We start from the raw sequence: 25,659 nt of genomic DNA, 5'->3' as shown, positions 1-25,659 counted from the left end.
TTACTTTTTAGATTTTAACGCAATGAAATCTTTTAAATAAAAGGGTTCAAAATAGGCGACATCTTCGATGTCGCTTTTTTTATATTTTTCAAAAGCTAATGAGCTCATTTCATTTGAAGATGGAAACTTATCTTCTATAAAATAGGCATTAGGATTTGCGATTAGACGTTTCGTCTTTTCAACACCATTGCCAATGAAATAGACCGTTTCCTTACCTAGATACTCTAAAAAAGAATTCTCATCTAAAATTTGAGCTTCTACATTTCGAATTTCATTAAAGGATGCATCGTAAATAGCAGAATACACTTCCAATCGTCTCGCGTCAAGCATAGGCACAATAATACCATCACTAACATTCACTTGGCATGCCAATCCTTTTAAAGTTGATACAGAAATAAGTGGAATGTTTAGAGCATAACACAATCCTTTAGCCGCAGAAACTCCTATTCGTAATCCTGTATAAGAACCAGGACCTTTACTCACTGCAATTGCATCAAGATCTTTTAAACTAAGCTTAGCTGATTTTAACACATCATTTATAAAAATATGTAAAGATTCTGCATGCGAATAATTGGCATTGTTATCTTCTTTTAAAACTAAAGTCTCCCCTTCATTTGAAAGCGAGACTGAGCAGTTTGTTGTAGATGTTTCTAGACTTAATATGATGGCCATATTAATTGATAATAAAATTAGTCTTCTGTAGGAATTTCTTCCTTCTTGTCTTGATCTTTATTTTGAACTTTATCTCCAGACTTCAATGTTTTCGAAACCACATTATATGGTCCTGTAATGATTTCATCACCTTCTTTCAGGCCTGAAACAACCTCAATATTGGTATCATCTTGAATACCTGTTTTAACCACTCTCAATTTAGCTTCTCCATTTTCAGCCACGAAAACACATTCAAATTTCTCTTCACTTTCAGGTTTAATGTCATCTGAAGCGGATTTTTCATAACTTTTCTTAACAGAAGTTGTATCTGTTTTTATAACGATTGAGCTTATTGGCACTGCAACTATATTATTGCGTTTATTGGTTATAATATCAACAGTAGCAGTCATACCTGGTCTAAAAGGTGAAAAGAATTCTGGCTTTCCTTCCATAAGGTCTTGGTACGATTCTTCTAAGATTCTTACCTTCACTCTGAAATTAGTTACTTGGTCTGCAGTTAACGTTCCAGCAGCTGAATTTGCGATTTCAGTAACTATACCTTTAAATTCTTTCTTCAAATAGGCATCTACTTCTACGATTGTAGAATCACCTATCTGAACCTTGACAATATCATTTTCATTGACATCAACTTCAACTTCCATATTATTGAGGTTGGCCACTCTCAAAATTTCGGTACCTGCCATTTGTTGTGTTCCCACAACGCGTTCACCTAGTTCAACATTTAGTAAAGATATCGTACCACTCATCGGTGCATAAATTTCGGTACGACTTAAATTATCTTTAGCTTCATTAACAGAAGCAGCAGCACTTTGAACACTGTAATAGGCTGAACTTCTTCCGGCAACTGCTGTTTCATAAGCTGCAATAGATCTGTCCCACTCAGACTTGGAAATAACCCCTTTATCAAATAGTGTTTTATTTCTATCGTAATCGGCTTTAGCTTGCTTTAAAGTCGCTTCAGCTTGTTCTAAATTTGCACGTATGTTTTGATATGTTGCTTGAGAACGACTCACAGCAGACTGAATTAAATCTGGATTAACTCTAACCAACAAGTCTCCTTTGTTAACTTGTTGTCCTTCTTTAAATGGAAGATCTAAAATTTCTCCAGAAACTTCACTAGAAATCTTAACTTCAACTTCTGGTTGAATCTTTCCCGTTGCCGATACGGTTTCAACAATATCAAACAAGGCAACCTTTTTAATTTCAACTTCTTTAAAATTACCTTTCTTACCGAACCATCCCATAGTTTTACCTAACACTAAGGCAACTATAAGTAAACCAGCAACTAAAAGGATAATTTTTAATCTTTTACTCATTTTATTTTAATTTAAGTCGGTTATGGGTAGCCCAAAATAAAACTCTAAGACTTTGAGCTTAAATATATAATCATATTTTGTTCTTATTACGTCCGATTGTGCATTTTCATAAGCAGTACGTGACTGGTTAAAATCGAATGCATTCGAAAATCCAACATCATAACGTTCTTGCGCATATTCAAAAGCCAGTTTGCGAGCTTCCTCTGTTTGCAGAGCGGCTTCATATGTTTTTTTAGAATTTTTAGCATCATTATATGCCTGATACACTGTAGATTCTAAATCTAATTCGGCCTGCTCTAATAGAAACTTCGAACGCTCTACTTCAACTTTACTACGTTTTACTCCATTTCGCGTTGTAAATCTATTAAAGATAGGCACATTTAACTGAAGTCCGACTGAAGTACCATCAAATAAATATAATTGATCAACAAAAGGAATGTCTTCTCCTGTAAACGGATTTAATTGTGTACTTGCCCATCTTGTATTATAACCCACAAATCCCGATAAGGTTGGATAATAAGCTGTTCTTTGCAATTCTAAATCTTTTTTTGCTAATTCAAAATTAGTTTCGGCGATTTTTACATCATTTATTTCTTCTTTAGCCTTTTCAACAATTTCTGTTGGTTTTTTTTCTAAAATATCACCAGCAACCAATCCATAATCCTCTTCAGATATATCAAATGTATCATAGTCTTTTAACTGTAAGGTTTGAGCAAGGCCTAATTTTGATATAAATAAGGCATTTTCAGCCGCAATAATTTGTTGATTTTGCGTTGCTTCCGTTGCTTTCAATTCTAATAAGTCGCCTTGTGGAAGAACGCCTGCGTCAACCAATTGCTGTGTGTTTAATATATTTTCCTTAGTTACATCATTTTGAGCAACTAAAACTTTAAGCTGTTCTCTATTAAATAGAATTTGTAAAAACGAATTAGCCACAAACAATGAAATATCATCCTTCATTTTATCTAAACGGTATTCTGCGGCTATTTTATTAATTTTGGAACGTTGAAGTGTTTTCCAGTTGGCCAAACCATTAAAAATATTAATTCCAGAATTTATAGCTCCTGAGGCTGACCTAAAAACATTATTTTCGAATTGGTTTGTAGCCGGATTAATATTTGCACCTGTATTAATACTGTAGGAACCGTTAGCATTTAATGAAGGTAAAAAGTTACTCACTGCCTGATTTTTATTTATGTCAGCTAAATCTACATCTAATTCAGATTGCTGTATAGAAATATTATTTTCTAATGCATGGTTCACACATTCTAATAACGTCCATTTTTTCTCTTGTGCATTGACTAAAAGGCCACAAAGAAGTAATGCTATAATGATTGATTTTTTCATAATGTCTTATATGTCTAGATAAATCGTTAAGTGTTACACTAAATGTTAGAATTATTGTTGACCAAATTGTTGAGTGCCTTGAACCTGATTCCAAACTTTAATTTTATCGTCTTTTGTTATGCCGCTTTTAACCTCAACAAAGATACCATCGCTAATCCCTAATTCTAGTTCTTTTCTCTCAAATTTTTGATCTCCTACTTCAACTTCAACATAAGGCTTTTTAGTTTCATCATCGTATTGAACCAAGGCTTCTTTAATTGCCAAAACCTTTTCAGCTTTTTCAAGAATAATGGATGCATTGGCACTTAAACCAGCTCTAATAAACGTAGAATCCATTTTTTTAAGTGTTCCTTTTATTTCAAATTGAATCGCTCCATTTTCTTCAACTCCTTTTGGAGCAATATAATCTAAGACGGCATCAAATTTTTGATCTTCAATAGCTCCAACCGTAATTTCTAGTGGTAAACCTTCTTTAATTTTACCAACTTCACTTTCATCAACTTTTCCTTCAAAAATCATTTTGGTTACATCAGCCAGTGATGCTATTGAGGTTCCTTCATTAAAATTATTAGCTTCAATGACTTGATTTCCAGCTTTGACTGGCACATCTAAAACCATCCCAGAAACCGTTGCTCTAACTTGCGTTTGCGCTACATTCCCTAAGCCTGACGTAGTTCCTGTTTTAATGATATCGTAGTTTTGACGTGCTTGTGTGACATCAATTCTTGCTTGTCCGACACGCTGTTTTGCCTGTAAATAGGTATTATTTACTTCATCAAATTGATTTGCCGAAATAACACCTTTATCAAAAAGGGCTTTTTGACGATCGTAGATCGCTTGTTGCGTTTTAAAATTTATTTCAGCTGTTTGTAAAGCATTACTATTGGAAGCAATACTATTTTTAGCACTTGTTAAATTAGAGACATTTGGAATAACTCTAATTTGAGCTATTAGATCACCTTGCTGAACATATTCACCTGCTTCGATGAATACCTCTTCAATGACTCCTGAAATATTTGGCTTAATTAAAATTTCTTCTTTCGGAACTATGCTTCCTGTTGCTACAGTTTTAACGACAATGGTCTGTTCTGTTGGTGCTTCAGAAGTATAAGTTACAGGATCTTCCTGATTTTTTTGCCATAAATAATATAGAGCTGCTGTAAATACAACAACTATTAATAACAACAAGATGACGGTTTTGGTTCTTTTCATGGTTGATTTTATTTTTTCTTGATGATTGTAATTTTATTCGATTCGTAATGCGTCAACAGGTTTCATTTTGGTTGCGCTGTTGGCTGGAATCAATCCAGCTAAAACTCCAGAAACCACTAATATGATTAAAGCCGTAAATACAACTTGCATACTTACGCTAGGATTTGCAAAATTTTCAACAGGACCTGCATTATCTAAAATGGTATTCATGATCCAGATTACTAATGCTGCAAAAGAAATTCCAACCATTCCTGATAAAATCGTTAAGATTAAACTCTCCTGTAAAATCTGTGATTTGATAGTCCATGGTGAGGCACCCAAAGCGCGTCTTATTCCTATTTCTTTAGTACGCTCTTTAACAACAATAAGCATGATGTTACTTATGCCAATGATTCCAGACATTAAAACTAGAGCTCCCACAAAGTATCCTACAATGGTTAAAATAGAGAACAAACCATTAATACGTTCAAACTGTTCTGATAAATCAAAATGACCAATAGCTCTATCATCTTCAGGATGTACTTTATGTCTGGATTTCATTAATTCAAACACTTGCTTTTTTATACTTGTAATTGGAATACCGTCAACAGCAGTGATCGCCATCCAACCTACGCGATCTCCTCTGTTAAAAGCTTGTCCGAAAGTCGTAAATGGAATATAAATGGTATTTGCATCCTGTTCTCCATCTCCTCTGCTATTACTCATTTTAAACGTTCCAACGACTAAGAAATTGACTCCATTTATTTTAATATAGGTTCCTAAAACATCTTCATCTTTATCGTAAAGCCCTTTTACAACGCCAGTTCCAACAACGCATATTTTTCGTTTCGCTTCAATGTCAGAATAACTCAAAAAGCGACCGTCAATAATATCCATTGGTTGTTGTTTAATGTATTCTGGATAATCACCATAGATTTCAAAGGCACCTGTTTTCGTACCTCGAATCACATTGTTATTACCTCTAAAACCTCCTAATTGATTTCTGGGAGAGACATATTTTAGATTTGGAACCTGATTTTTTATAGCAGCAACATCATCTATTTTATAATTAAAGTAACGTCCTTTAGGCAATCCTTTATATGGCTTTGAAGTGCCTTGCGTCCACATAAACATAGAGTTGGTAGCGAAATCGCCAAAATCGGACATCACACCATTTTTCAAACCGTTTGTTAGGGCTAATAATAAAACAAGAATTGTAATACCCCAAAACACACCAAATGCGGTCAAAAAAGTTCTGAACTTATTGGCATTTAAAGCTTCTAATATTTCGTTCCAACGGTCTTTACTAAACATGTTATTCGTCTCTAAGTGCTACAATGGGTTTAATTTTAGCTGCTCGATATGCAGGAATAAATCCAGCTATAGCTCCAGCGAATACCAATAAAAATACTGTAGTAAGCGCGATATTGAAATCTACTTGAGGATACTTTAAAAAATCACTTTCTACTTGAGGGCCAACAATTTCAAGAAGTGCTAAACCAAAAATTAATCCGAACAATCCAGCGAACATGGTAACAAAAACTGCTTCTTGTAAAATCATGCCAACTATAGACATTGGTAAGGCACCCAAAGCTTTTCGAATACCAATTTCTTTGGTTCGTTCTTTAACGATAATGAGCATAATGTTACCAACACCAACTATTCCTGCAATAATGGTCCCTATACCAACAAACCAAAAGACAGCCTGTATTGTCGCTACTAATGAATAAATCTTTTTAGCTTCGTCCAATGTATTAAAGACTCTAACAGCACTCGTATCATCTGGAGCAACTGTGTGCATAAGCTTAAGTTCATTTTCTACTGCATTAGCCATATTTTGTGATAAAGCTACTGCTTCGTCAAAGTTATCAGACATCTTAACTGTGAATAACATGTTTCGAATATCATCTCCTGCTCCAAATACTTTTTGTGATGTTGATAATGGAATATAAGCCTGTTGTTCTTCGCGCTCTCCTCCAGGATCAATAAACACACCTATGACTTTAAAATTCATTCCATAAATAGAAATACTTTTATTGATTGGGTCTTCATCTTTGAATAAATCTTGTCTTAATTTGCGACCAATAACTGCAACTTTTCTAGTTTCATCCAAATCTGCTTGATTGACAAATCTTCCAGACTCCATATCGGCATTTTCAATAAACTGATGACCAGGCATCGCACCTCGAACTTGATAATTTACAGTCTCATTTTTATAAGAAATCTCAGCTCCCCAAATTGAAAAAAGTGAAGTTTCATATTCTATATGTTGATCATACTTTTGGGAGATAAAATCAAAATTTTCATTTTTCATTTGGATATAACGCCCTGGATTTAAGCCTTTATAGCTTTTAGTTGTCACACCAGTCCATACGGTAATTAAATTGGTAGCATCTTGCTCAAATTCAGACTTTACACCATTTTCAATACCTTTACTAAACCCAAGAAGAATGACTAAAATAAAGATACCTGAAGCCACAGATAGACCTGTCAAAAACGTTCTTAATTTGTTTTTCTTCAAGGTTTCAAATATCTCTTGCCAACGTTCTATATCAAACATATTGAGAAGCTCTTACTTGTTCTACTTTACTGTCATCAATGATAACACCATCTTTGAGATTAACAATGCGTTTCGTCATTTGAGCGATATCGTGCTCGTGAGTGACCACTAATATGGTTTTTCCTTCATCATTAATACCTTGAATAAGTTCCATAACCTCATAAGACGTTTTGGTATCTAAAGCTCCCGTTGGCTCATCTGCCAGTAACACTTTTGGATCACTGGCCAGTGCTCTTGCTATGGCAACACGTTGTTTTTGTCCACCAGACAATTCACTAGGTAAATGGTGCGACCATTGCGCAAGGCCTACTTTTTCGAGATAATGCATAGCTCTTTCAGTACGTTCCTTTCTTTTGATGCCTTTATAATATAATGGCATTGACACATTATCTAAAGCACTCTTATAGTTTATTAGATTGAATGATTGAAAGATAAAACCTAGAAATTCGTTTCTATATTTAGCTGCTATTTTTTCATTCAAACCTTTTATAGGAACATTGTCAAGAATATAACTGCCAGTATCAGCTTCATCCAGCATTCCTAAAATATTAAGCAACGTAGATTTACCAGATCCTGAAGAACCCATTATTGAGACGAGTTCGCCTTCTTTTACATCAAAGTTAATCCCTTTTAAAACGTGAAGCGAATTGCTTCCCATGTGATAAGATTTGTGTAAATCTTTGATTTGTATCATAATGGAGATGGTTAATTCCTAACAATATTACAACAATCCTTAAATGGGTTATGCTAAGTATTTGTTAAGAATTGATTTTTTGATTGATATTTATAAGACTTATAAATATCAGAAATGTTACAGTAATGTGTGAATTAATTTATTTTTTAACGATTTTCTTTCTGAAGAATGTCCAATAAATGATAAAACCGACACTTCCAACAAGCACATAGGGAATAGCCATAAGATACATAATACCATCATTGACTCCTTCGGCAGTCGTTTGCCCTTCTTCACTTTCCAGAACAGCTCTACACATAGCACATTGCGCATTGCTCGTTATAAACAAGAGAAAGAAGACAAGTAAAAAGAGAACAAAACGTTTCATTCTATACGTAATAAGGTGATATCATGAGATAGACAATAACACCAGTAATAGCAACATAAAGCCATAGTGGGAAGGTAATTTTAGCTATTTTTTTATGACGTTCAATATTATTAGTTATGGCTCTTACATAAGTGATTAAAACAAAAGGAATAATAACAATTGACAACAATATATGTGTGATAAGAATAAAATAATATACATATTTTATGGTTCCTTCACCACCTAATGTCGTAGAGTCACTAGTCATATGATAAGCGACATACATAGCCAAAAACGCAACCGATAATATGATAGCAAACTTCATTAGGCGCTCATGTAGCTTTTTATTCTTATTTTTAATTGCAATTACAGCAATAATAAGCACTAAAGCGGTTAAGCCATTGATTCCAGCATAAATCGGAGGCAAATAAGATAACGGTTCAACTTCAATACCGAAATCCTGTAGTTTTAATCTTGAAAGAATAGCCACAACTACAGGAATTAGAATGGCCAAAACGACAATCCATTTATTGTATTTTTTTTCTTCTGAAAGGTTTTTAATTTCGCTCATGTTGAATTATTATTCTTTTAAAAGTTTAGCTATATCTTCTTTTAACATACTTATTTCTTCAGTTTCACCATCTTCATCTTCTTTTTCAGCCTCACTAATGATACCCTTATAAAATATTTTTGGATTACCGAAGTTGTCTTTTCTTGAACGTATAAAACCGTTTTTATCAATGAGAGCAAAATTACCTGAATGTTCAAATCCTCCCTCAACATTAGGGTTTTCTCCAGCATAAATATTGAAACCAACATTTGCCAGTTCATAAAGAGCGTCTTTATCACCTGTCATTAAATGCCAATTCGGATTTGTAATCCCATAATTTTCAGCATAGGCTTTTAATACCTCTTTTGTGTCGTAATCTGGGTTTATCGTAAATGATGCCACTCCAAAATCTTTAAAATCTGAAAATGTATTTTGAATTTGAACCAGATTTCTATTCATTCTTGGGCAAATGGTTGGACAGGTTGTAAAGAAAAATTCTACAACATACACTTTACCGTCATAATCACTATTTGTAATAGTATCTCCATTTTGGTTTACAAATGAAAATGAAGGCACCTGTTTAGGTTCTCCATTAATTTCCAGGAACATTAAATCGGATATAAACCCTTTGGTTTTAGTAGATACATTTTTACTTCGGCTTTCAGTTCTGGTCACATCATTACCTGTAATCCGATCTATAATTTTAGGAACAAAAATAATACCGAAAACCAGAATTATAAAGGCGATGCCAATGAATGAATAATTAGTTTTTCTTGTGCTCATAATACGTACAAATCCCACAAAGAAGGTGGACTTATTTGTTATTTAGTTTCTTTTAAGTCTTCTGCGCGTCTTGAAGATGAATCAAATTTTCCTTTACGTTTTTGACGATACTCAGTAAACAAAATTCTAAGATCATCACTCATTTTATTTTTCACTTCAGCGACTTCAATACAATCGTAAGAATACAAAGGATAGGTAGTTTTGTTTTGTTCTAATTCCTTATCTTCTCTATCATCAATCCTTCCACGTTGTGCCAAATCTTTATCAATAATAAACACGTGATCTGTGAAAAAGTTTTCATCAAGCGACTCTTCAGATTTTAGGCTATTAAACACCTTAGCTATATCATTAGGTTCTCCAAATGCATAATACCAAAAACGCATATCTTCATAATTATTAATTTCCTTTTGAAGCTGAAGGGCTTTATCCTCGGTTCCTTTAGGAAGCACAATCACAATTTGAAACGTTTTAAATCCTTTAAACTTGTCATAAACCAATTCTTTTAAGTTAGAAGCTGCAATAACATGATCCAAAGGCTCATTTCCTAAAAAACCTAAAATAGTGATATGGTCTTTTAACTGCACCTGCTCATCTGAATTAGAAGAAAAAAATTGTAATTCACCTACAGAATCATCAACAATATCTAAAGGATTATAATTGTGTGTAGACGGATATAACATCAATAAAAATAGGACTGGCAAAAAGAACAAAATACCCAAAACAAGTATCGTTTTTAATGGCATTTTTTTCATAAGGTTATTGTGTTTAATTTGTTTTGCAAAAATAAAAAAGACGGCTCAAAAAAACCGTCTTTTTATATACTTTATGTTAATTATAACATGTTAAAAATCTCTTTTCACAAATCCGTTAGAATACACACTTTCAATATATCCTCCTTCTTGTAATAAGATGAAGACAAGGTAACATATCAAAAAGACTGCTGTCCACACAACCATTCGTCGTAACGCTTTAGTTTCGTCTCTCATATGCATAAAATCCCAAGTAATGTAATAAGCTTTAACAATCGTTAGTATGATAAAAATCCAGTTTAAGATTTTCATTCCAATAAAATCACCCATTAAAGATTCTGGTTTGTAAATACCTAATACTACTTCAACAGCGGTAATAATTGAAAGTAATATTAAAACTCCCCAAATTTTTTGAGTATTTGATTTAAACTTTACTAAACCTCTTAATATTTCTAATTTATGTGCGTGTGCCATTTTAAATACTATTATTCGAAATTAAACTAGGTAGAAGAATGTGAATACGAAAACCCAAACCAAATCTACAAAGTGCCAATACAATCCAACTTTCTCAACCATTTCATAGCTCCCTCTTCTTTCGTAGGTTCCTAAGATTACATTGAAAAAGATAATGATATTAATTACTACACCAGAAAACACGTGAAACCCGTGAAATCCTGTTATAAAGAAAAAGAAATCAGCAAATAATGATGTTCCGTATTCGTTAACATGCAAATTAGCACCTTCAACAACCAACTGACCGTTATTTTTAATTTGCTTTAATGATTCTTCTCTAGATAAAACTGTTTTTTCTCCTTCAGCATTTATATCTTGAGTTCTAACAAGCACATTTGGATTGGCTACTAGTCCACTATAAACTTCATCAACAGTATATGAAGGAAGCGTTCCTTCACTAACGAACCAAAGTCCGTTTTTGCGCTCATGCTGAACACGTTCTCCATGTGCTCCAATGGCAATATCACTAATAGCCACACGATGCCCTTCATTATCAACTAACTGAAGAATATTACCTCCTTTAGTTTGTACAGCACCATAATCACCTTGAATGAAAGTTGCCCATTCCCACGCTTGAGAACCGACAAATATCAAACCACCAATAATGGTCAAAAACATATAAAATGTAACTTTAGCTTTTTGCATATGATGTCCAGCATCTACAGCAAGCACCATCGTTACAGATGACATAATTAAAATAAATGTCATGAAAGCAACATAAATCATTGGATAGTTACCATGAAAAAACGGAACGTGTGTAAACACCTCATCTGCTATTGGCCAAGAACCAATAAACTTAAATCTTGAAAATCCGTAAGCTGCTAAAAATCCAGAAAATGTTAAGGCATCCGATACGATAAAAAACCACATCATCATCTTACCATAACTAGCTTTTAAGGGTTCGTTTCCTCCACCCCAAGTTTTGCCTTCTGTTCCAGTATTTGCTACTGTAGTATCCATATAAAGCGTTTAGTTATTAAAAGTTGCACAAAAATAATCATTTTATCTATCTAAAAAAACATCATCATCTAAAAAATGAAAACATAGTATCATACTAGACTAGATAGAGGCTTTAAGCCTATAAAAATGATGTAATATTTAAACTAAATATGACAAAAACAAAAACAAGAATAACCACAGTATATCTATAAAATGCCAAAACGTAGCCGAAAGGTTCATGCCTAGCATATCTGTTGCGTTATATTTTTGTTTAAAATGATTATAAATTACGACTAACAATGAAATAAGACCTGCAACTACATGTAATATATGAACTGCAGCAATAACATAAATAAAACTCATAGTCACATTACTTGTTGGGCCAGTAAAATTATACCCAGAAGACACAATTTGACCAAACCCGTAAAACTGACTGTAAATAAATGCAATTCCCAATCCGAAGGTTAGTAGCAACATGATTGTAGTTAGAGTTCTGTTGTCATTTTTCAATGCTCTTTTAGCTACAATAAAAGTTAAGCTACTCACTATAATAAGCACGCAACTAATTAAGAACGCACTTGGCATTTCGAAATCCTGCATCCAATCTTCTCGTTTTCTACTTACCAAAACTGCACTTGTTAAGCCAGCAAAAGACATGATAAGTGAAATTATCCCGAACCAGAGCATCATTCGTTTAGCTCTATCGTTTTTCTCTTGTATCGTTCCTTCCGTTAAATCCATATTTATCTTATAAACTTATCAATTACATATATTATTTGTAACAAAGTAATGTACGAAACACTTGACAACATCAACTGTTTTGCAGCTTTAGCCGTTCGCTTTTTAAATAACTCAAATGCATAATACAACATAACTAGGCCAAGCACAAAAACAATTATTGCGGCTACAACAGATAGCTTTAAATCTCCCGTAACACCAAAGACTGGAATAATAGAAATTAAGATTGTCCAAATAGTGTACATGATAATTTGCACTGCTGTCCCTTTATCTGGTTTTCCTGTGGGTAACATAAAAAAACCACCTTTTTTATAGTCGTCAAATAAAAACCACCCGATAGCCCAAAAATGAGGAAACTGCCAGAAAAATTGTAACGCGAAAAGTGTTCCTGGCTCAATACCAAAATCATTTCGAGCAGCAACCCAACCTAACATAAAAGGAATTGCACCTGGAATTGCTCCCACAAATACAGCCAAAGGTGTTTTCGTTTTTAAAGGTGTATAAACACAAGTATATAAAAAAATTGATATTGCGCCATACATTGCTGTTCTAGGATTGATAACATAAAGCGTTGCAATTCCTGCAATTGTAAAAACAGTTGCAATGATGAACGCTGTTCTTACCGACATTCGACCAGCAGGAACCGGTCGGTTTTTAGTACGGTCCATCAAGGCATCTAAATCTCTTTCAATGATTTGATTGTAAGCATTAGAAGCTCCAACCATAAAATAACCACCAAAAGCCAATAAAAGCAAAGTATAAACATCGACTTCAACTGCTCCAAGCAAATATCCTGCAATTGCAGAAAAAACAACACTTACAGATAATCTTATCTTGGTAATTTCTTTAAAATCGGAAATTATAGAAGCTTTAGGAATAGATGTTTTTACCGTACTCAATACAAGTGATTTTATTGCGTCTGCAAAGATACTCTGAAAAAAGGTTTTGAGCAATGCTAATCAAAAGTAATTCGCTTTTTATTGAAGACTAAATGCTAAGTTAATTTTAGAAATCGTTATACCAATTAAACAAATCGGTTCTTAAGCCAACATTAAACCAAGACGTATTTGTATTTAAGGCTGTAGCTGTATTGGCTTGCGGGTTATAATTTCGAAAGGTCACATTCGTAAACAATCTTAAATTACTCACAGGATTAATGATGTATCCTGCCATTACATCGGCTTGAAATACATTAGTGGTATTCCCTTGACCAACAGTAACACCTACATTGGCAACACGATCATCTTCCGTTCTGTAAATATTTGAGCCATAATTTCCGAAGTCAGTACCATCATTAAAATCGAAACCTCGTTTACCGAAAATAAATTTTGCATCTGCAAACCATCTTTTGTAATTATACCTACCTATGACAATAGCTTCACTAAAATTTGCTCCCCAAAGATGCGCCATAGGCTGGTTGTTATGCGCATAATTTAATACTATTGAATTATGAGAATACGTGTATGGTCTTACTCTGTTATATTCTAATTGAAGCATTAAATTCTTCACCTTAAAAGCTTCAAAATATTTGACACCTAACTGGTATCCAAATTTATTTCTCCAACTTTTATTACCACCTGTAACATCGTCAATAGCAAATTCATCAACTATTAATTGACCATAAATATTAACCTTATTATTCCATTTATATTTAGCTGAAGCTCCAAGGATAGCATTACCAGCATCTTGACCAGTAGAAAACTCAATAGCTCTATAAAAAATAACAGGATTTAGATAATTGATATCAAAACCTCGATTATTATCATTTGCCCATAATACAGATTCAAACAAACCAATATTAAGACGCTTTGAAACATTCCAACTCAAATAATGATTAGCCATATATTTTGTAAGAAAGGCTCCATCTTCAGTCACTTCTGGCCTTACATCTCTTAACCACATCCAGGTGTTGGTGTATTTGATTTTCCAGAATTTCGTATTTAGCTTTAAAAACGGATACGGACTAGTTACATCACTTTGTAAGAGCGACCTGTAACCATCACCTATGAAATTTTTACCATGCCCAAATTGAATGTTAATATATTTTGAGGGTGTATATGACAAATAGCCTTCTGCCACAGGATAATCATAGGCATTTGTTTTAAATCGCTTGGCTAACCCTCTACCAGGTACAATTGGCTCACCATTACCAGCTGCTATTGATTCTGCATATTCATTAAAATACTGAGCAAATCGACCTTGACTTTCATAAACCGATGCTGTAAAATTAAATTTCTTACCTAAACCTCCTTGTACCAAAATACCACGAGTGTTATTAAATGTAGAACTAAAATCAGCTTCAGTATCTTTTCCAACTTGTAAATCAAAAATTGGATCTGCAGTAAACCAATAGTCTTTCCCTTGAACTGCTACTAGATGTTCATTGTAGAGTTTTCTACTCCACCAGGAATCTGTACCTCTGATTAATGCTTCTTTTTCTGCCTTAAAATCGTAATATTTAGCAACTTCACTGTACATGAATGGCTTAGCAGCTGTATGGCTATTGGTGCCCAACCCATTCATTTGCTGATCAAACTGTGCGTAGTAATTATGAGTAAATGGGATGTTTAGCTGACTTTGATATTCAAGCTTTTCATATTTGGTTGTATTGATATTAACACTATCAAACTCATGACTTACTAGAGCATTTAAATCTTCCACCTCCTTCACACTAGGTAAAGGTTTAACTGTATTAGTTATCGTTTCTGGATTGACCAATGGTATTTTCACACTTAAGGAATACTGAAAATACGTTGGTTTACTATTATAAGTTCCTGGTGTAATTTTAGGCAATTCCTCAAAAACACGTTTTGTCTCATCTTTAAGTTCATTATAGACGGCATCAATATAAAGCACATTAATTTGACCATCTTTATCAACTTCGAAAAGAATTTTTATATCTCCATTGTAGGCCTCATCACTTACTATTTGCGGCACTTTAAATGCGTTGAAGATATGTTGATTAAGCTTGTTGTTGAAACACGCTTTGAGATCATCAATAGGTTCACCTTCACATCCTGTAAAAATTGGTGGTTTCTCATAGGTTTCAATTGTTTGTGCATTTAAAAGGCCAATAGCTAAAGTAAAAATAATAAGGCAACAATATTTCATAAACAAAGGATGCGTTTTTGATGCTGGAAAGATACTATTTTTTTCAAAAGTGTAAGCAAAACCTACAAATTCATATAGATAAAAAAAGTCGTTATCAAATTGATAACGACTTTACGTCACTAGAATTTTATTTTATCATCTCACCTGAAACTTAATAGGTAAATTATACAACACAGAAACAGGCTCATTTCTTTGTTTCCCTGGTGTCATTTGTGGAATTTTATTTACAACACGTTCTGCTTCATCTTCGAGTTGTTTCAGAGGTGCTCTTGTTTTAATTTCGGTGATATTTCCGTTTTCATCAATTTTAAATTGCACGTCAATTTTTTGCATTCCTGACAAACCTAAATCTGCAGCTAATTCAGTATTAAATTTTCTTTGAACTAACTTACCAAGCTTTTGAGACATACACTTTACACGCTCTCTATTTGTTGTAGCTGTTTCACAACCAGGATAAATTGGAACAACTTCAACGTTTATCATATTGAAAGGCTCATCTATAATTTTAGGTTCATCAAAATCTTCAATATTATTAACAGGAATAGGTGTACTTACAATATCTGGCTTTATCAAGTCTATTTTATCAACAACAATGTCTACATCGTTATCTACAATCACAGGTGCTTTATCGGCAAGTTTTTGCGAACGTTGTTTGACTTGCTTTTCAATTTTGACTTCTGGTTCTACAACGTAATTTTTAACATGTACTTCTGCAATCTCAGCATCAAAGGTAGTTTCACTTATAACAAGATCCTTCTTTTCAAATCTCATTTCGAACAAACCATAGGTACCTAACAAACATAGAATAAGTCCGATTTGGAAATAGAGCGTTGAGTTTTTTTGTAAATTTGCATCATGCTTTTGTGATTTTTGCACTTTAGTATTGCTCTGACCAGCAATACTGTGCGTCTTTTTTAAATTTTTCATAATATTTAAATGTTAATGTTAATATTATGATAAAATCGCAATAAGCATACCAAAGTAAAAATCCCATCTAATTAATTTTAGATGGGATTTTGAATTTTAATATGTATTTAAGATTAATCTAGTCTTGAACCTGAAACAGAATTGGTAGTGAGTAAGGTACTGTTACTGCTTTTCCTCTTTGTTTTCCTGGTTGCATTTTTGGCAACAAGCCAATAACTCGTTTCGCTTCTTTCTCTAAACCTGGGTGAGGAGCTCTTGCTCTAACATTGGTAATGTTTCCGTTTTTATCGATTTTGAAAATCACACTAATACGTTGTTTACCTGATAATCCTAAATCTGCAGCCAATTCGGTATTGAATTTTCTGTTCACAAATTTGGCAATTTTATCAGACATACATTGCTTTTTAGCATTGTTTCCTTTTTCGTTTTCACATCCCGGAAAAATTGGTACGTTTTCAATAACCGCAAATGGAACTTCAATATCTTCTTCTACTTCTTCAACTTCTACTTCTTCAACCTCGACAATTTCCTCTTCCTGATCTGTTTCTGTAGATTCAATAACTGTTTCTTCAACCTCTTTTTCATCCTCAACAATTTCAATTTCTTCCGGAACTACTGGTGGTGGAGGTGGTGGAGGTGGTGGAATTATTTCTTGTTGTGTAATTGGAACTTCTTCTTCTAGCTCGTCATCAACATCAACCATTCCAATGTCTATATTAGATTTATCATATGACTTATAGTTAATAGTTAAATAGGTTAATGTCATCATTAACGCAAGACCTACAGCAAAGTAAAGTGATGCATTTCTGCTCACATCAGATTTTGTATTCTTTTTAGGTTCCATTTTTTTAAGTATTAAGAATGCTAAATTAACCAAAAATATGTTAAAAAAGCAAGCTATTGTTTATTTTAACTTTAGTTTATTTTTTAATTTTAACAACAGTATGGCAATTACAACACCAATGGTATTAGCCAGAACATCATAATAGTCTGGTGTTCTAAAATCTGTCAATATCGATTGTAAACCTTCAATAATAATGCCATAAATAATTGCAATACTCGCTGAAAATAAAATTTTGAATTTTACAGTCGTTGTAGCTATAAAGTTATAGAGGACCATCGTAAGAACGGCATATGCTAAAAAATGATAAATTTTATCATCAAAAGATGAACCAAGTTTTGGGATACTACTAACTCTACCTAAACTTCCAGACGTTAAAGTTATGCTGTAAATTAATAAGATTGGTAATGACCAACGTTTAAGCACCTACTAGAGCTTTATAATCATCTGCCGAAAGTAAATCGTCAACTTGTGAAGCATCAGAAAATTTCATTTTAATCATCCAACCTTCTCCGTAAGGATCTGAATTGACCTTTTCTGGTTCGTCTTCAAGTGATTCATTAAATTCAGTGATTTCACCTGAAAGTGGTAAAAACAAATCTGACACTGTTTTTACAGCTTCGACTGTACCAAAAATTTCTTCAGCATCGAGAGTTTCATCAACGGTTTCAACTTCAACATACACAATATCTCCTAATTCACTTTGAGCGAAATCGGTAATACCAATAACAGCCGTGTCACCTTCAATTTTAACCCATTCGTGGTCTTTTGTATATTTTAAATCTGACGGTATATTCATCTTTATGGTTATAATTATTATGCTTACAAAAATAATTTTTTTGATCTAATAAATATCATTAATTACCGAAATTATATCGCAATGTAAATCCTGAACGAATTGTGGTTTGCGGAAAAGCTGTCGATATCTCATACTCAGAGAATGTGTAATCAAAATAGAATATAGCAGTTAAATTTTTCGAAAAGGCATAATCTGCAGCAAATTTAAGTCCCCAAATGGTTTGTCCTTGTGTAATTTGGTTGTTTTCAATATCTAGATATCTAATGATAGTTTTATTATTTCGTACAGAAATATCGGCCTTCATATTTAAATCACTTTTAATGATTTGTTTAGGACCAGCCAATTTCGATCGAATTCGCACATCTTTTATTCGGTAACCTAATCCTAAAATGTACTCATTACCTTGAATTTCGGTTAAGAGGTTGTTATCAAAACTCAATGATAAAATTCTGTCTTTTTTCATTTCAGCTAAAATCTTAACTGAATTTTTCATTTCAAAATCCAATCTGAATAATGGACTAAATTGTTCCTCTAAGTTAATGTTACTGAATATTATTCTATTTTTTAGATTACCTGACTGATCCAGAACCAAATCCTGATCTTGATTTTCATAAGACACTCCAGGCTGTAAAGCGTCAGGCTCTAAATCGAGGTTGGTTCTAAATTGGTTTATCGTATAGCTAGATCTATAACCATGCGTGACGGAGAAACGTTTAAAATTCTTTTTAAACCATTTTATATTCATAAAACCAGTATATTTTAGTTGCCAGTTAGGAATTGGGATATCTCTAAACGCAGATAATCCAATCTTTTCGGCACTCTGACCTTTGTAAGCTGCTAAAAATGATGGCAGAAGAACGGCTTGATTATTTTTACCAAATCCTAACGGATAGCCTTCTCCATCTCTCGCATAGTTATCGGTACCATAAAAATTTCGAGCCAAACGGTTCGCTACAATAAGTCTGTTAGTTCTAAAATCATCAAACGCTTGAGACTGTGTTTCATCACTTTTTTGAAATGCTGTTTTAACTAAAGCAGTCGAAATACTAAAGTTACCAAATGAGTTGGTTAATAATCTATTGTAGGTATCACTAAATCCATCATCATTAAGATCTGTAGTATTAAAATTTTGAGTTAAATTTTCAGCGTATGTTCTATTACCTGTGACATCAATCTTTAAGTCTTTAATCAATTCAATATTAGCTGATACATCTAAAATACGGGTAGTGACCTCAGTATACTGTTGGTTAAAATCAGGGAATACTGTTAGCCATCCATTACGCGCAGCTCGATCTCTAATATTTGCTTGACTACCAAACGTAAAGCCTAAAGAAGGCTTTAGTGTACCCAAAAACCCTGGAGTTGGCAAATAACCTGGTAAGAATGTACCGTTATTTTCAGAATAATTAATTTGAATTCGCTTAACACTCGTTAATAAATCTATTGCGCCATTTAAAACTTTTGTCCCAGCGCCAACTTTACTTTTTACAGGATTACCCTTTTCATCAGTTAGTGTGTTAGCATCTGAAGTTTTAGAATCTGCTTTTCCTCCTTTAGTTTCAAGTCCTTTAGGAACGGCACTTTTTGTAGAACGTCCACCTCTTGGACTACGAACTGGTTTTTTTACAAGTCCGACATACTTATAAAGCTTAGTCATATCAAAAGTAGAATTGATATTGTGTGTGTTCGCATTTTGAATGGAATTACCTAAGTTGTAGGTATTCACAATATTCGGATCATCAGGATCTCTAATTTGCAAATTCTCATTTAAATCTGATCCTTTTTGCCACTGAAAATCTCCAGTATATGAATAGGTGGCTCTTAGGAAACTAAGCGTTGGAATCTTATAAAGCGGAATTTCGTAATTAATCTGAAGTTGTTGGTTTTGAATATTAGGATCACCTAAATCAAAGAAACCATCCCAAACGTCTAAATTTGGATCTTGCCTTCCGTTAATGACATCATCAACAAAATAATTACGTACAATATTTGAATTTGATGCTGTAAAATTTAAACTTAAAGCTTTTGTCAAATTATAATTGATGACGTATTGAAGGTTGAAATTATAATTCCGTCTAAACAATTCTTCTAAACCAATATTATCACCAGTTAAATCGACTTCTCTAAACTTCTGCTTATTAAATTGTCTCAATATATCCGTATTTACTGAGAAACTTGTAGGAATGGGATTAAAATTAAAGTCTTTAAGTATTTTCCAATATTTTCCTCTGAATAAAGAGTCATTCTTTTTAAAAGGCTCAATAGTCATAGGTTCAAAACTATAATTGTAATTGACTCCGGCTCTAATATTTTGGTCTAAAGAGTTTTCAATCTCGAAGTCTCTATGCTCAGTTTTGTTGTAGGAATAATTAAACGTTAAATTCTCAACATCATAAAAACGAGGCTTTTTATCTGTCGTTCTATTTTTTCGTACACCAATAAAATTGATACTTTGTCGTTTTGTATAACTCTCATTAACATTAAGAATAGAATCCTTATTGTTCGTGTTTTGCAATTGAGTTTCTAATTTAATATCACGATAGAATTCGTCATACTCAGGGGTCACAATTTCTTCTCCTATACCATAATTAAACGGAATTTGAATACCCCATTTTTTTGGCAGCAACTGACCTAAGTTCATGTTAGTCACAATATCAAACTGTTGCACATCTTCTCGACTTCGTTCATTCGGACGTTGTTCAACAGAACCAAAACCTATCGTGCTTTTTCTTCCTGTTGCGCTAATATCGGCAAAATCAGCGAAATTAGCATCTACTGCTGCTACTGCCGCCCAACCACCTTCATTGTCTAAATCTGATAAACGAAGTTCATTAAACCAAGCTTCACCACAAACATTCATTCCATTATTGTCAGGATTTTTTAATCCGACCATCAACACTCTTACGTCTCCAAAATTTGGATTACCTTTAATCGCTACCCTTTGCTGACCAATGGTATGCGTATCAAATTCTCCAACTTCGGTAAGTTGACCATCTGCTAAATTATAAAATGTTGGTTCTTCATTGGCTAAAGTACCATTAGCAATTCCTAAAGATTTAATTTGTTCAAGAACATTTAATTCGATGTTAATTTCGTTAACCTCAGGCCAAATACTTTCAGGAGACACACTTCCAGAAGACACTTGCAAAGGCACTTCAATTTGATAATAGTTTTGAGTGAAGTCATTACCCATACGAATAAAACCTACCATATCACCATCACTTAAACTACCGGTTTCACCTTCTTCAGCGTGAATAAACATACGCAGCTTGTTATACTGACGCATGTCAACATTAATGTTTTTAAATACACCTCTCGAATCTCTAGGTTCTAATTCACAAACCTCAACCTGTAAGGATTGCTCGTTTTGTCTGATGATGTTATTGTTGTTGTTTAATTGCTCTAAAACAACACCTGGAGGTAATACATAATTCCCATCATTTTCCTGAAGACCTACAACACCAACATTAAGATCGGTATTATCATTATCGTTATTTGGCTCATCGTCAAGCGTTAATGTGTAACGTCTCCAATCACTTCGTACTAAGTCAAGTGTTGCAAAACGTAAAACTCTTGGTTGTTGAAACCCATTAAGAAATAATCTCACAAAACGTACCGAACGAATATCAGTAATACCACCAATAGCTTCAGTAGGATCGGAAATCGGAATTCTAAATTGGTACCATTTCACTTCGCGTTCTTCACCATTAGGCAGAGTCACGTTTCTTGTTTTTATATCGTTAATTTGAGGATTCGAAATATTTAATACACCTGGATTGATATCTATTTCATATTGAAAATAGCTATCAATAGTATTCATCGTGTTATCCCTGTTAATATCTTCAACATCAGGTTGTGCTGTTGAACCTCTATTGGTATCTGTGAAGATGTCTGGTGAGTTTCCCTGTAAACCATTATAACGCTTGTATCGCTCGAAAATATCACCATCTGTATTTAAGTAATACGTATAGTTATCATTTGATGGATCTGGACCAAATGCTGCTCCAGTGATAAGACCGTTAACATTAAGATTGGCCTCTTCATTATCGTCATAACCATCATAACCAACATCTTGATTATCTCGTTCTTGTCCGCCTGTTGAAAACGTATAAATGAGTGATTGGTTTCTTGGTACAACAGTACCAAAACTTGTTGGTGTTAAATCACTAATATTTCCATTTTCCGGAAGTCCGTTTTCATATTGCTTTTTACCATCTTTTAATACATCTTCAGAAATATTACCAAGATTTATAAAAAGTTTTCCTCCTTGCGCAGGCGCTGTATCATCTAGGAAGGGATCTTGCACCCAAAAATCAATATATTCAACATTGGCTTGCTCGAAATCTGTTGATGTGATTTGTCTCGTTATACCAGCCCAACTATCATTAGCATCAATTACACCATCAGTTGCATTAGGATCAAAGTTATAAGGTCCTCTTTCGGTAGGATAATACGCTAAATCTAAAGAATTGATGATGGTTTGTTGTCCCTGAGCTATATCAACTTCAGGAAATACCTCATCGATAAAAATTCGCCTTGTATAAAGATTGGATACATCATCATCTGTGATTCCGTTTGGACGTTGATTACTATAAAATATAGGATCAATCGTGTACCAGTTGAGCATGGCTCTGTCAAAACCATTTTGAATTCCGTTTTCATCTTCACCATTAAATCCAGGATAGGATTTACCTAATTGTCTAGGTCTACTCGACAAAAACCAAGATTGAGGAGATAATAAATCAATGGCGCCTTGTGTACCTTCAAAATCATCAACATAGGCAGTTGCTTCATTATTAAAATCAGTTCCTTTTGGAGCTCCAGGTGCTAAATAAGCAAATTCGCCTCTAACAGATAAATTTGAAGGCACATCAGTATCAACATTTGGAAGTTTATTAACCAATCGAGTTAAAAACGGCACTTCAGTAGAGTAGTTTCCGTTAAAACCAAAAATGGTATTATTAATTGGTTCCGTATTATAATTTGCTTTTTGTGTAATTGGTCGTTCGTTCAGGTTTAAAATCGTTGCGCCTAAAACAAAGTTTTCATTGAACTGATGCTCAACATTTACACCTGTAAAACGTCTGGTTTGCTGACCAAATATAGCATTATTCTCTACGGAAACATTGATTGGAATATTAGATGCTTTTAGTGCTTCATCAAGAATTTGAACTCGTCCAATTTGGTAGTTCACTGTATAATCTACACCTTCAACTAAAGTACGTCCACCTGCAGTAACAACAACCGAACCTCTTGGCACATTAAACGCACCCAAAGGAATTCCATCACCTCCTGAAGATTTATAGCGACCTTTAATCTGAAACTTATTCTTTTCAGCCTCATCTAAAGCGGCTGTTTTCGTTTGTTTATAAAGAATATCGTAAACGTATTTTTCCTGGTTTAAGTTGTCGTAGGTCTCTTGTTCGTAATCTGCTTCGTTATCATTAGGGTTTCCATCTGTATCAAGAACATCAAAAAGGTAACGCCCAAATGGCTCTACTTTGGTAAAGATAATTTTTCCGTTTTGAGAAAGGACAGTCATCCCTTCAACATAATCAAAGAACCCGTCACCACCAGCTTGCGGATCGTTATTGAAATTTAATCGGTCTAAATGAAACAATCGAATTAAAGGTGTATCTATAATCTGACCGTCATCAGTTGTATCAAAAGGTGAATTGTTATCAAATACAGGAAAAGGCACTACTGTACCATCCTGTAAAACAACAGGAGAAATATAGTTTAAAGGCGACGCTTCTGTATAAAAGATGTTTAATCTGAAATCGTCTTGTTCCAATTGAAAAGCACCTGTATCGTAGATGTTTTTCATCATTAAGTCCCAAATAGGTTGATCAACACTCGTTATCGGACTCTTAAGCATTTTCACAATCAAACTTTGAGTAGAACCTTCAACAACGATGAAACTGTCATTAATTCCGTCACCATTGGTATCAGTACCATTATCGATTACACCATCGCCATTGACATCGGCATCAGCAGCATCATTAATGCCATCACCATCAGTATCTGTACCATTATCTGGAGCACCATCACCATTGACATCTACATCTGCATCATTAGGAATTCCGTCCTGGTCGTCATCACTATTTGTAGCAGTAGAGTTCACACCATCATTGGCGAACTCACCAACCTGATACACTTCTCCACCAATCGTATATTGGAAAGCAACAGCCAGAATTTCATCATTTAACAATCTTTGATTCAGGGAAATATAACCCAATTGCTGTTGTAATTGATAATCTGTCCCTTGTTGTAATTTTCTGGCATTCTCTAATTTACCAAAATCAAACCCTTCATTGGCCGACACCAGAATTCCCTGTTCAACGGTCGTGATATCTCTTACCAAAGGCGAAAGTAAGGAACCTGGCCCTGCAATGTTAGTCGGATCAAAATCATTGTTTCCATTATCTGGTGGCTGATTTGCTCCGACATTCACAAATCCAGGTGGTGGATTGTTTAGACCTATAACTTCAGATTCACCCAAATCTTGGAAAGCAGCCACATTCCTCACATTATCGGTTTGATTACTTCTATTGGTTACCCAAACTTCAACACGAGTAATTTGAATGTTATTGTTTATAAATGGATAACGAAGCATCGCTTCATCATAATTATTTCGGAAGTATTGCGATAAGAAGAAGTGTCTGTTCTCATCATAGTCTCTAGCAAAAAACTCAAACTCTTCTAAAGTTCCACCGCCTTGAGCAGTCACAGATTGTGATTGTGAACGTTGTTCAGAAAAAATAGCTGTCACTCTTGTTTTTCCAAATTGCAATTCGGTTTTGACACCAAAAAGACTTTGAGCTCCAGTAATCAATGAACTATTTAGTGGCATTGCGACGTTACCAACTTCAATTTTTCTAACAATATCGTCTTCTGTTGGTGTATACTCTAACTTTATTAAATTCTGAAAATCAAATGTTGATTCGGTATCGTAGTTTGCAGTCACTTGTAACCTTGTACCTACTTTACCCAGTAAACTTAAGCTAATACGTTGATCGAAATCAAACGTAAAATTACTTCGGTTTCTAGGTGAGAATGTTGGATTATCTTGTTTTGTAAACAAAATTCCTAAATCCATTTCAACGGAACCTTGCGGAATCACTTCTATGGTATTACCTCCAAAGAGCGTTTCAAAAAAACTGGAATTGACATAAAATTCAGGAAGTAGATTTTTTTGTTCCTCTTCTGAACCTTCTTTTTTCCCATCTGCTGCATCAATTTTTTGTTTGTAATACATTTGCTGTTGCTCGAGTAAAACTAACTTTTGATATTCTGCAGGTGTTAATATGATAGGATAATTGATATTGAATTTACCAACCGATTCTGTATAAATGTAACGATCAGTTAAAGGATCGTAGGTATATTTTGATATAATACTTTTAGGGTTTGGCATATTCATTGTCCCTAATGAATAACCATTTTGAGTTGTTGTAGTGGTATCTTGTTCTTCTGGTTCTGGTGTTTCCTGAGAAAAAGCAGGAGCGCTAACCAATACCAAAATTGGAATCAAGATAAAACGTTGTATGGATTTAAGCAAGGTATAGTTAGTTGTTGTAATCAAA

The 25,659-nt window shown here is 33.9% G+C and carries 21 protein-coding genes; all 21 read right to left on the bottom strand.

Annotated elements, in window-relative coordinates; translation table 11 throughout:
• The 21 genes from tsaB to sov all read right to left on the bottom strand — a co-directional run bounded on the left by tsaB (window position 1) and on the right by sov (window position 25,655).
• Complete coding sequence (gene tsaB / locus TD18_RS06150) at window positions 1-672, bottom strand: tRNA (adenosine(37)-N6)-threonylcarbamoyltransferase complex dimerization subunit type 1 TsaB (protein WP_040249997.1); 672 nt, start codon at window positions 670-672, stop codon at window positions 1-3.
• 17 nt (window positions 673-689) lie between these two features.
• Window positions 690-1,988, bottom strand: coding sequence for an efflux RND transporter periplasmic adaptor subunit (locus tag TD18_RS06145; protein WP_040249996.1), 1,299 nt, complete (start codon window positions 1,986-1,988; stop codon window positions 690-692).
• Between the two features lie 6 nt (window positions 1,989-1,994).
• Window positions 1,995-3,335: a TolC family protein gene (locus tag TD18_RS06140; RefSeq protein WP_040249994.1), complete on the bottom strand. Its 1,341-nt coding sequence runs from the start codon at window positions 3,333-3,335 to the stop codon at window positions 1,995-1,997.
• A 51-nt stretch (window positions 3,336-3,386) separates the two neighbouring features.
• A complete protein-coding gene (locus TD18_RS06135) occupies window positions 3,387-4,547 on the bottom strand; it encodes an efflux RND transporter periplasmic adaptor subunit (protein ID WP_040249993.1) in 1,161 nt (386 codons plus the stop codon).
• A 33-nt stretch (window positions 4,548-4,580) separates the two neighbouring features.
• On the bottom strand, window positions 4,581-5,840 hold the full coding sequence (locus TD18_RS06130; RefSeq protein WP_040249991.1) for an ABC transporter permease: 1,260 nt from the start codon (window positions 5,838-5,840) through the stop codon (window positions 4,581-4,583).
• A gap of 1 nt (window position 5,841) precedes the next feature.
• A complete protein-coding gene (locus TD18_RS06125) occupies window positions 5,842-7,086 on the bottom strand; it encodes an ABC transporter permease (protein WP_040249989.1) in 1,245 nt (414 codons plus the stop codon).
• Entirely contained in the window at window positions 7,079-7,780 is a 702-nt protein-coding gene (locus tag TD18_RS06120; RefSeq protein ID WP_040249984.1) for an ABC transporter ATP-binding protein, read from the bottom strand. Before TD18_RS06120 ends, TD18_RS06125 begins: the two co-directional genes overlap by 8 nt.
• Window positions 7,781-7,919: 139 nt before the next feature.
• Window positions 7,920-8,147: a hypothetical protein gene (locus tag TD18_RS06115; protein WP_040249982.1), complete on the bottom strand. Its 228-nt coding sequence runs from the start codon at window positions 8,145-8,147 to the stop codon at window positions 7,920-7,922.
• A gap of 1 nt (window position 8,148) precedes the next feature.
• Window positions 8,149-8,697 carry a DUF420 domain-containing protein gene (locus TD18_RS06110; protein WP_040249979.1) on the bottom strand — a complete coding sequence of 183 codons (549 nt, stop codon included), beginning with the start codon at window positions 8,695-8,697 and terminating at the stop codon, window positions 8,149-8,151.
• A gap of 9 nt (window positions 8,698-8,706) precedes the next feature.
• On the bottom strand, window positions 8,707-9,459 hold the full coding sequence (locus tag TD18_RS06105) for an SCO family protein (RefSeq protein WP_040249976.1): 753 nt from the start codon (window positions 9,457-9,459) through the stop codon (window positions 8,707-8,709).
• A 38-nt stretch (window positions 9,460-9,497) separates the two neighbouring features.
• Window positions 9,498-10,211 carry a hypothetical protein gene (locus tag TD18_RS06100; protein WP_040249973.1) on the bottom strand — a complete coding sequence of 238 codons (714 nt, stop codon included), beginning with the start codon at window positions 10,209-10,211 and terminating at the stop codon, window positions 9,498-9,500.
• A gap of 90 nt (window positions 10,212-10,301) precedes the next feature.
• Entirely contained in the window at window positions 10,302-10,682 is a 381-nt protein-coding gene (locus tag TD18_RS06095; RefSeq protein ID WP_040249971.1) for a cytochrome C oxidase subunit IV family protein, read from the bottom strand.
• A gap of 21 nt (window positions 10,683-10,703) precedes the next feature.
• Window positions 10,704-11,681, bottom strand: coding sequence for a cytochrome c oxidase subunit 3 (locus TD18_RS06090; protein ID WP_040249967.1), 978 nt, complete (start codon window positions 11,679-11,681; stop codon window positions 10,704-10,706).
• Window positions 11,682-11,819: 138 nt separating this feature from the next.
• Window positions 11,820-12,401 (bottom strand): cytochrome c oxidase subunit 3, encoded by a 582-nt coding sequence (locus TD18_RS06085; RefSeq protein ID WP_040249964.1) that lies wholly within the window; start codon window positions 12,399-12,401, stop codon window positions 11,820-11,822.
• A 2-nt stretch (window positions 12,402-12,403) separates the two neighbouring features.
• A complete protein-coding gene (gene cyoE, locus TD18_RS06080; RefSeq protein WP_040249961.1) occupies window positions 12,404-13,297 on the bottom strand; it encodes a heme o synthase in 894 nt (297 codons plus the stop codon).
• Between the two features lie 106 nt (window positions 13,298-13,403).
• Window positions 13,404-15,509, bottom strand: coding sequence for a hypothetical protein (locus TD18_RS06075; RefSeq protein ID WP_040249958.1), 2,106 nt, complete (start codon window positions 15,507-15,509; stop codon window positions 13,404-13,406).
• Between the two features lie 135 nt (window positions 15,510-15,644).
• Window positions 15,645-16,436, bottom strand: a complete 792-nt coding sequence (locus TD18_RS06070; protein WP_052461061.1) for an energy transducer TonB — start codon at window positions 16,434-16,436, stop codon at window positions 15,645-15,647.
• A 118-nt stretch (window positions 16,437-16,554) separates the two neighbouring features.
• Window positions 16,555-17,280, bottom strand: a complete 726-nt coding sequence (locus tag TD18_RS06065; protein WP_040249955.1) for an energy transducer TonB — start codon at window positions 17,278-17,280, stop codon at window positions 16,555-16,557.
• Window positions 17,281-17,340: 60 nt separating this feature from the next.
• Window positions 17,341-17,703, bottom strand: a complete 363-nt coding sequence (locus TD18_RS16960; protein WP_052461060.1) for a VanZ family protein — start codon at window positions 17,701-17,703, stop codon at window positions 17,341-17,343.
• Complete coding sequence (gcvH, locus tag TD18_RS06055) at window positions 17,696-18,076, bottom strand: glycine cleavage system protein GcvH (protein ID WP_040249950.1); 381 nt, start codon at window positions 18,074-18,076, stop codon at window positions 17,696-17,698. The genes TD18_RS16960 and gcvH overlap by 8 nt, the downstream gene beginning before the upstream one ends.
• Window positions 18,077-18,134: 58 nt before the next feature.
• Window positions 18,135-25,655: a T9SS outer membrane translocon Sov/SprA gene (gene sov, locus TD18_RS06050; RefSeq protein WP_040250032.1), complete on the bottom strand. Its 7,521-nt coding sequence runs from the start codon at window positions 25,653-25,655 to the stop codon at window positions 18,135-18,137.
• Window positions 25,656-25,659: the final 4 nt, after the last annotated feature.

The sequence above is a fragment of the Psychroserpens mesophilus genome (assembly GCF_000826645.1).
GTDB classification, from domain to species: domain Bacteria; phylum Bacteroidota; class Bacteroidia; order Flavobacteriales; family Flavobacteriaceae; genus Psychroserpens; species Psychroserpens mesophilus.
Note: the sequence above shows the minus strand (reverse complement) of the source record. Positions and strands in the feature narration are given on the sequence as shown.

Excerpts from the sequence above, each read along its gene's own strand:
- TD18_RS06065 (WP_040249955.1), bottom strand. The coding sequence starts at position 17,280 with ATGGAACCTAAAAAGAATACAAAATCTGATGTGAGCAGAAATGCATCA.
- TD18_RS06085 (WP_040249964.1), bottom strand. The coding sequence starts at position 12,401 with ATGGATTTAACGGAAGGAACGATACAAGAGAAAAACGATAGAGCTAAA.
- gcvH (WP_040249950.1), bottom strand. The coding sequence starts at position 18,076 with ATGAATATACCGTCAGATTTAAAATATACAAAAGACCACGAATGGGTT.
- TD18_RS06145 (WP_040249996.1), bottom strand. The coding sequence starts at position 1,988 with ATGAGTAAAAGATTAAAAATTATCCTTTTAGTTGCTGGTTTACTTATA.
- TD18_RS06135 (WP_040249993.1), bottom strand. The coding sequence starts at position 4,547 with ATGAAAAGAACCAAAACCGTCATCTTGTTGTTATTAATAGTTGTTGTA.
- TD18_RS06105 (WP_040249976.1), bottom strand. The coding sequence starts at position 9,459 with ATGAGCACAAGAAAAACTAATTATTCATTCATTGGCATCGCCTTTATA.
- TD18_RS06095 (WP_040249971.1), bottom strand. The coding sequence starts at position 10,682 with ATGGCACACGCACATAAATTAGAAATATTAAGAGGTTTAGTAAAGTTT.
- TD18_RS06090 (WP_040249967.1), bottom strand. The coding sequence starts at position 11,681 with ATGGATACTACAGTAGCAAATACTGGAACAGAAGGCAAAACTTGGGGT.
- tsaB (WP_040249997.1), bottom strand. The coding sequence starts at position 672 with ATGGCCATCATATTAAGTCTAGAAACATCTACAACAAACTGCTCAGTC.
- TD18_RS06140 (WP_040249994.1), bottom strand. The coding sequence starts at position 3,335 with ATGAAAAAATCAATCATTATAGCATTACTTCTTTGTGGCCTTTTAGTC.
- TD18_RS06070 (WP_052461061.1), bottom strand. The coding sequence starts at position 16,436 with ATGAAAAATTTAAAAAAGACGCACAGTATTGCTGGTCAGAGCAATACT.
- TD18_RS06115 (WP_040249982.1), bottom strand. The coding sequence starts at position 8,147 with ATGAAACGTTTTGTTCTCTTTTTACTTGTCTTCTTTCTCTTGTTTATA.
- TD18_RS06130 (WP_040249991.1), bottom strand. The coding sequence starts at position 5,840 with ATGTTTAGTAAAGACCGTTGGAACGAAATATTAGAAGCTTTAAATGCC.
- TD18_RS06120 (WP_040249984.1), bottom strand. The coding sequence starts at position 7,780 with ATGATACAAATCAAAGATTTACACAAATCTTATCACATGGGAAGCAAT.
- TD18_RS06100 (WP_040249973.1), bottom strand. The coding sequence starts at position 10,211 with ATGAAAAAAATGCCATTAAAAACGATACTTGTTTTGGGTATTTTGTTC.
- TD18_RS06125 (WP_040249989.1), bottom strand. The coding sequence starts at position 7,086 with ATGTTTGATATAGAACGTTGGCAAGAGATATTTGAAACCTTGAAGAAA.
- TD18_RS06075 (WP_040249958.1), bottom strand. The coding sequence starts at position 15,509 with ATGAAATATTGTTGCCTTATTATTTTTACTTTAGCTATTGGCCTTTTA.
- TD18_RS06110 (WP_040249979.1), bottom strand. The coding sequence starts at position 8,697 with ATGAGCGAAATTAAAAACCTTTCAGAAGAAAAAAAATACAATAAATGG.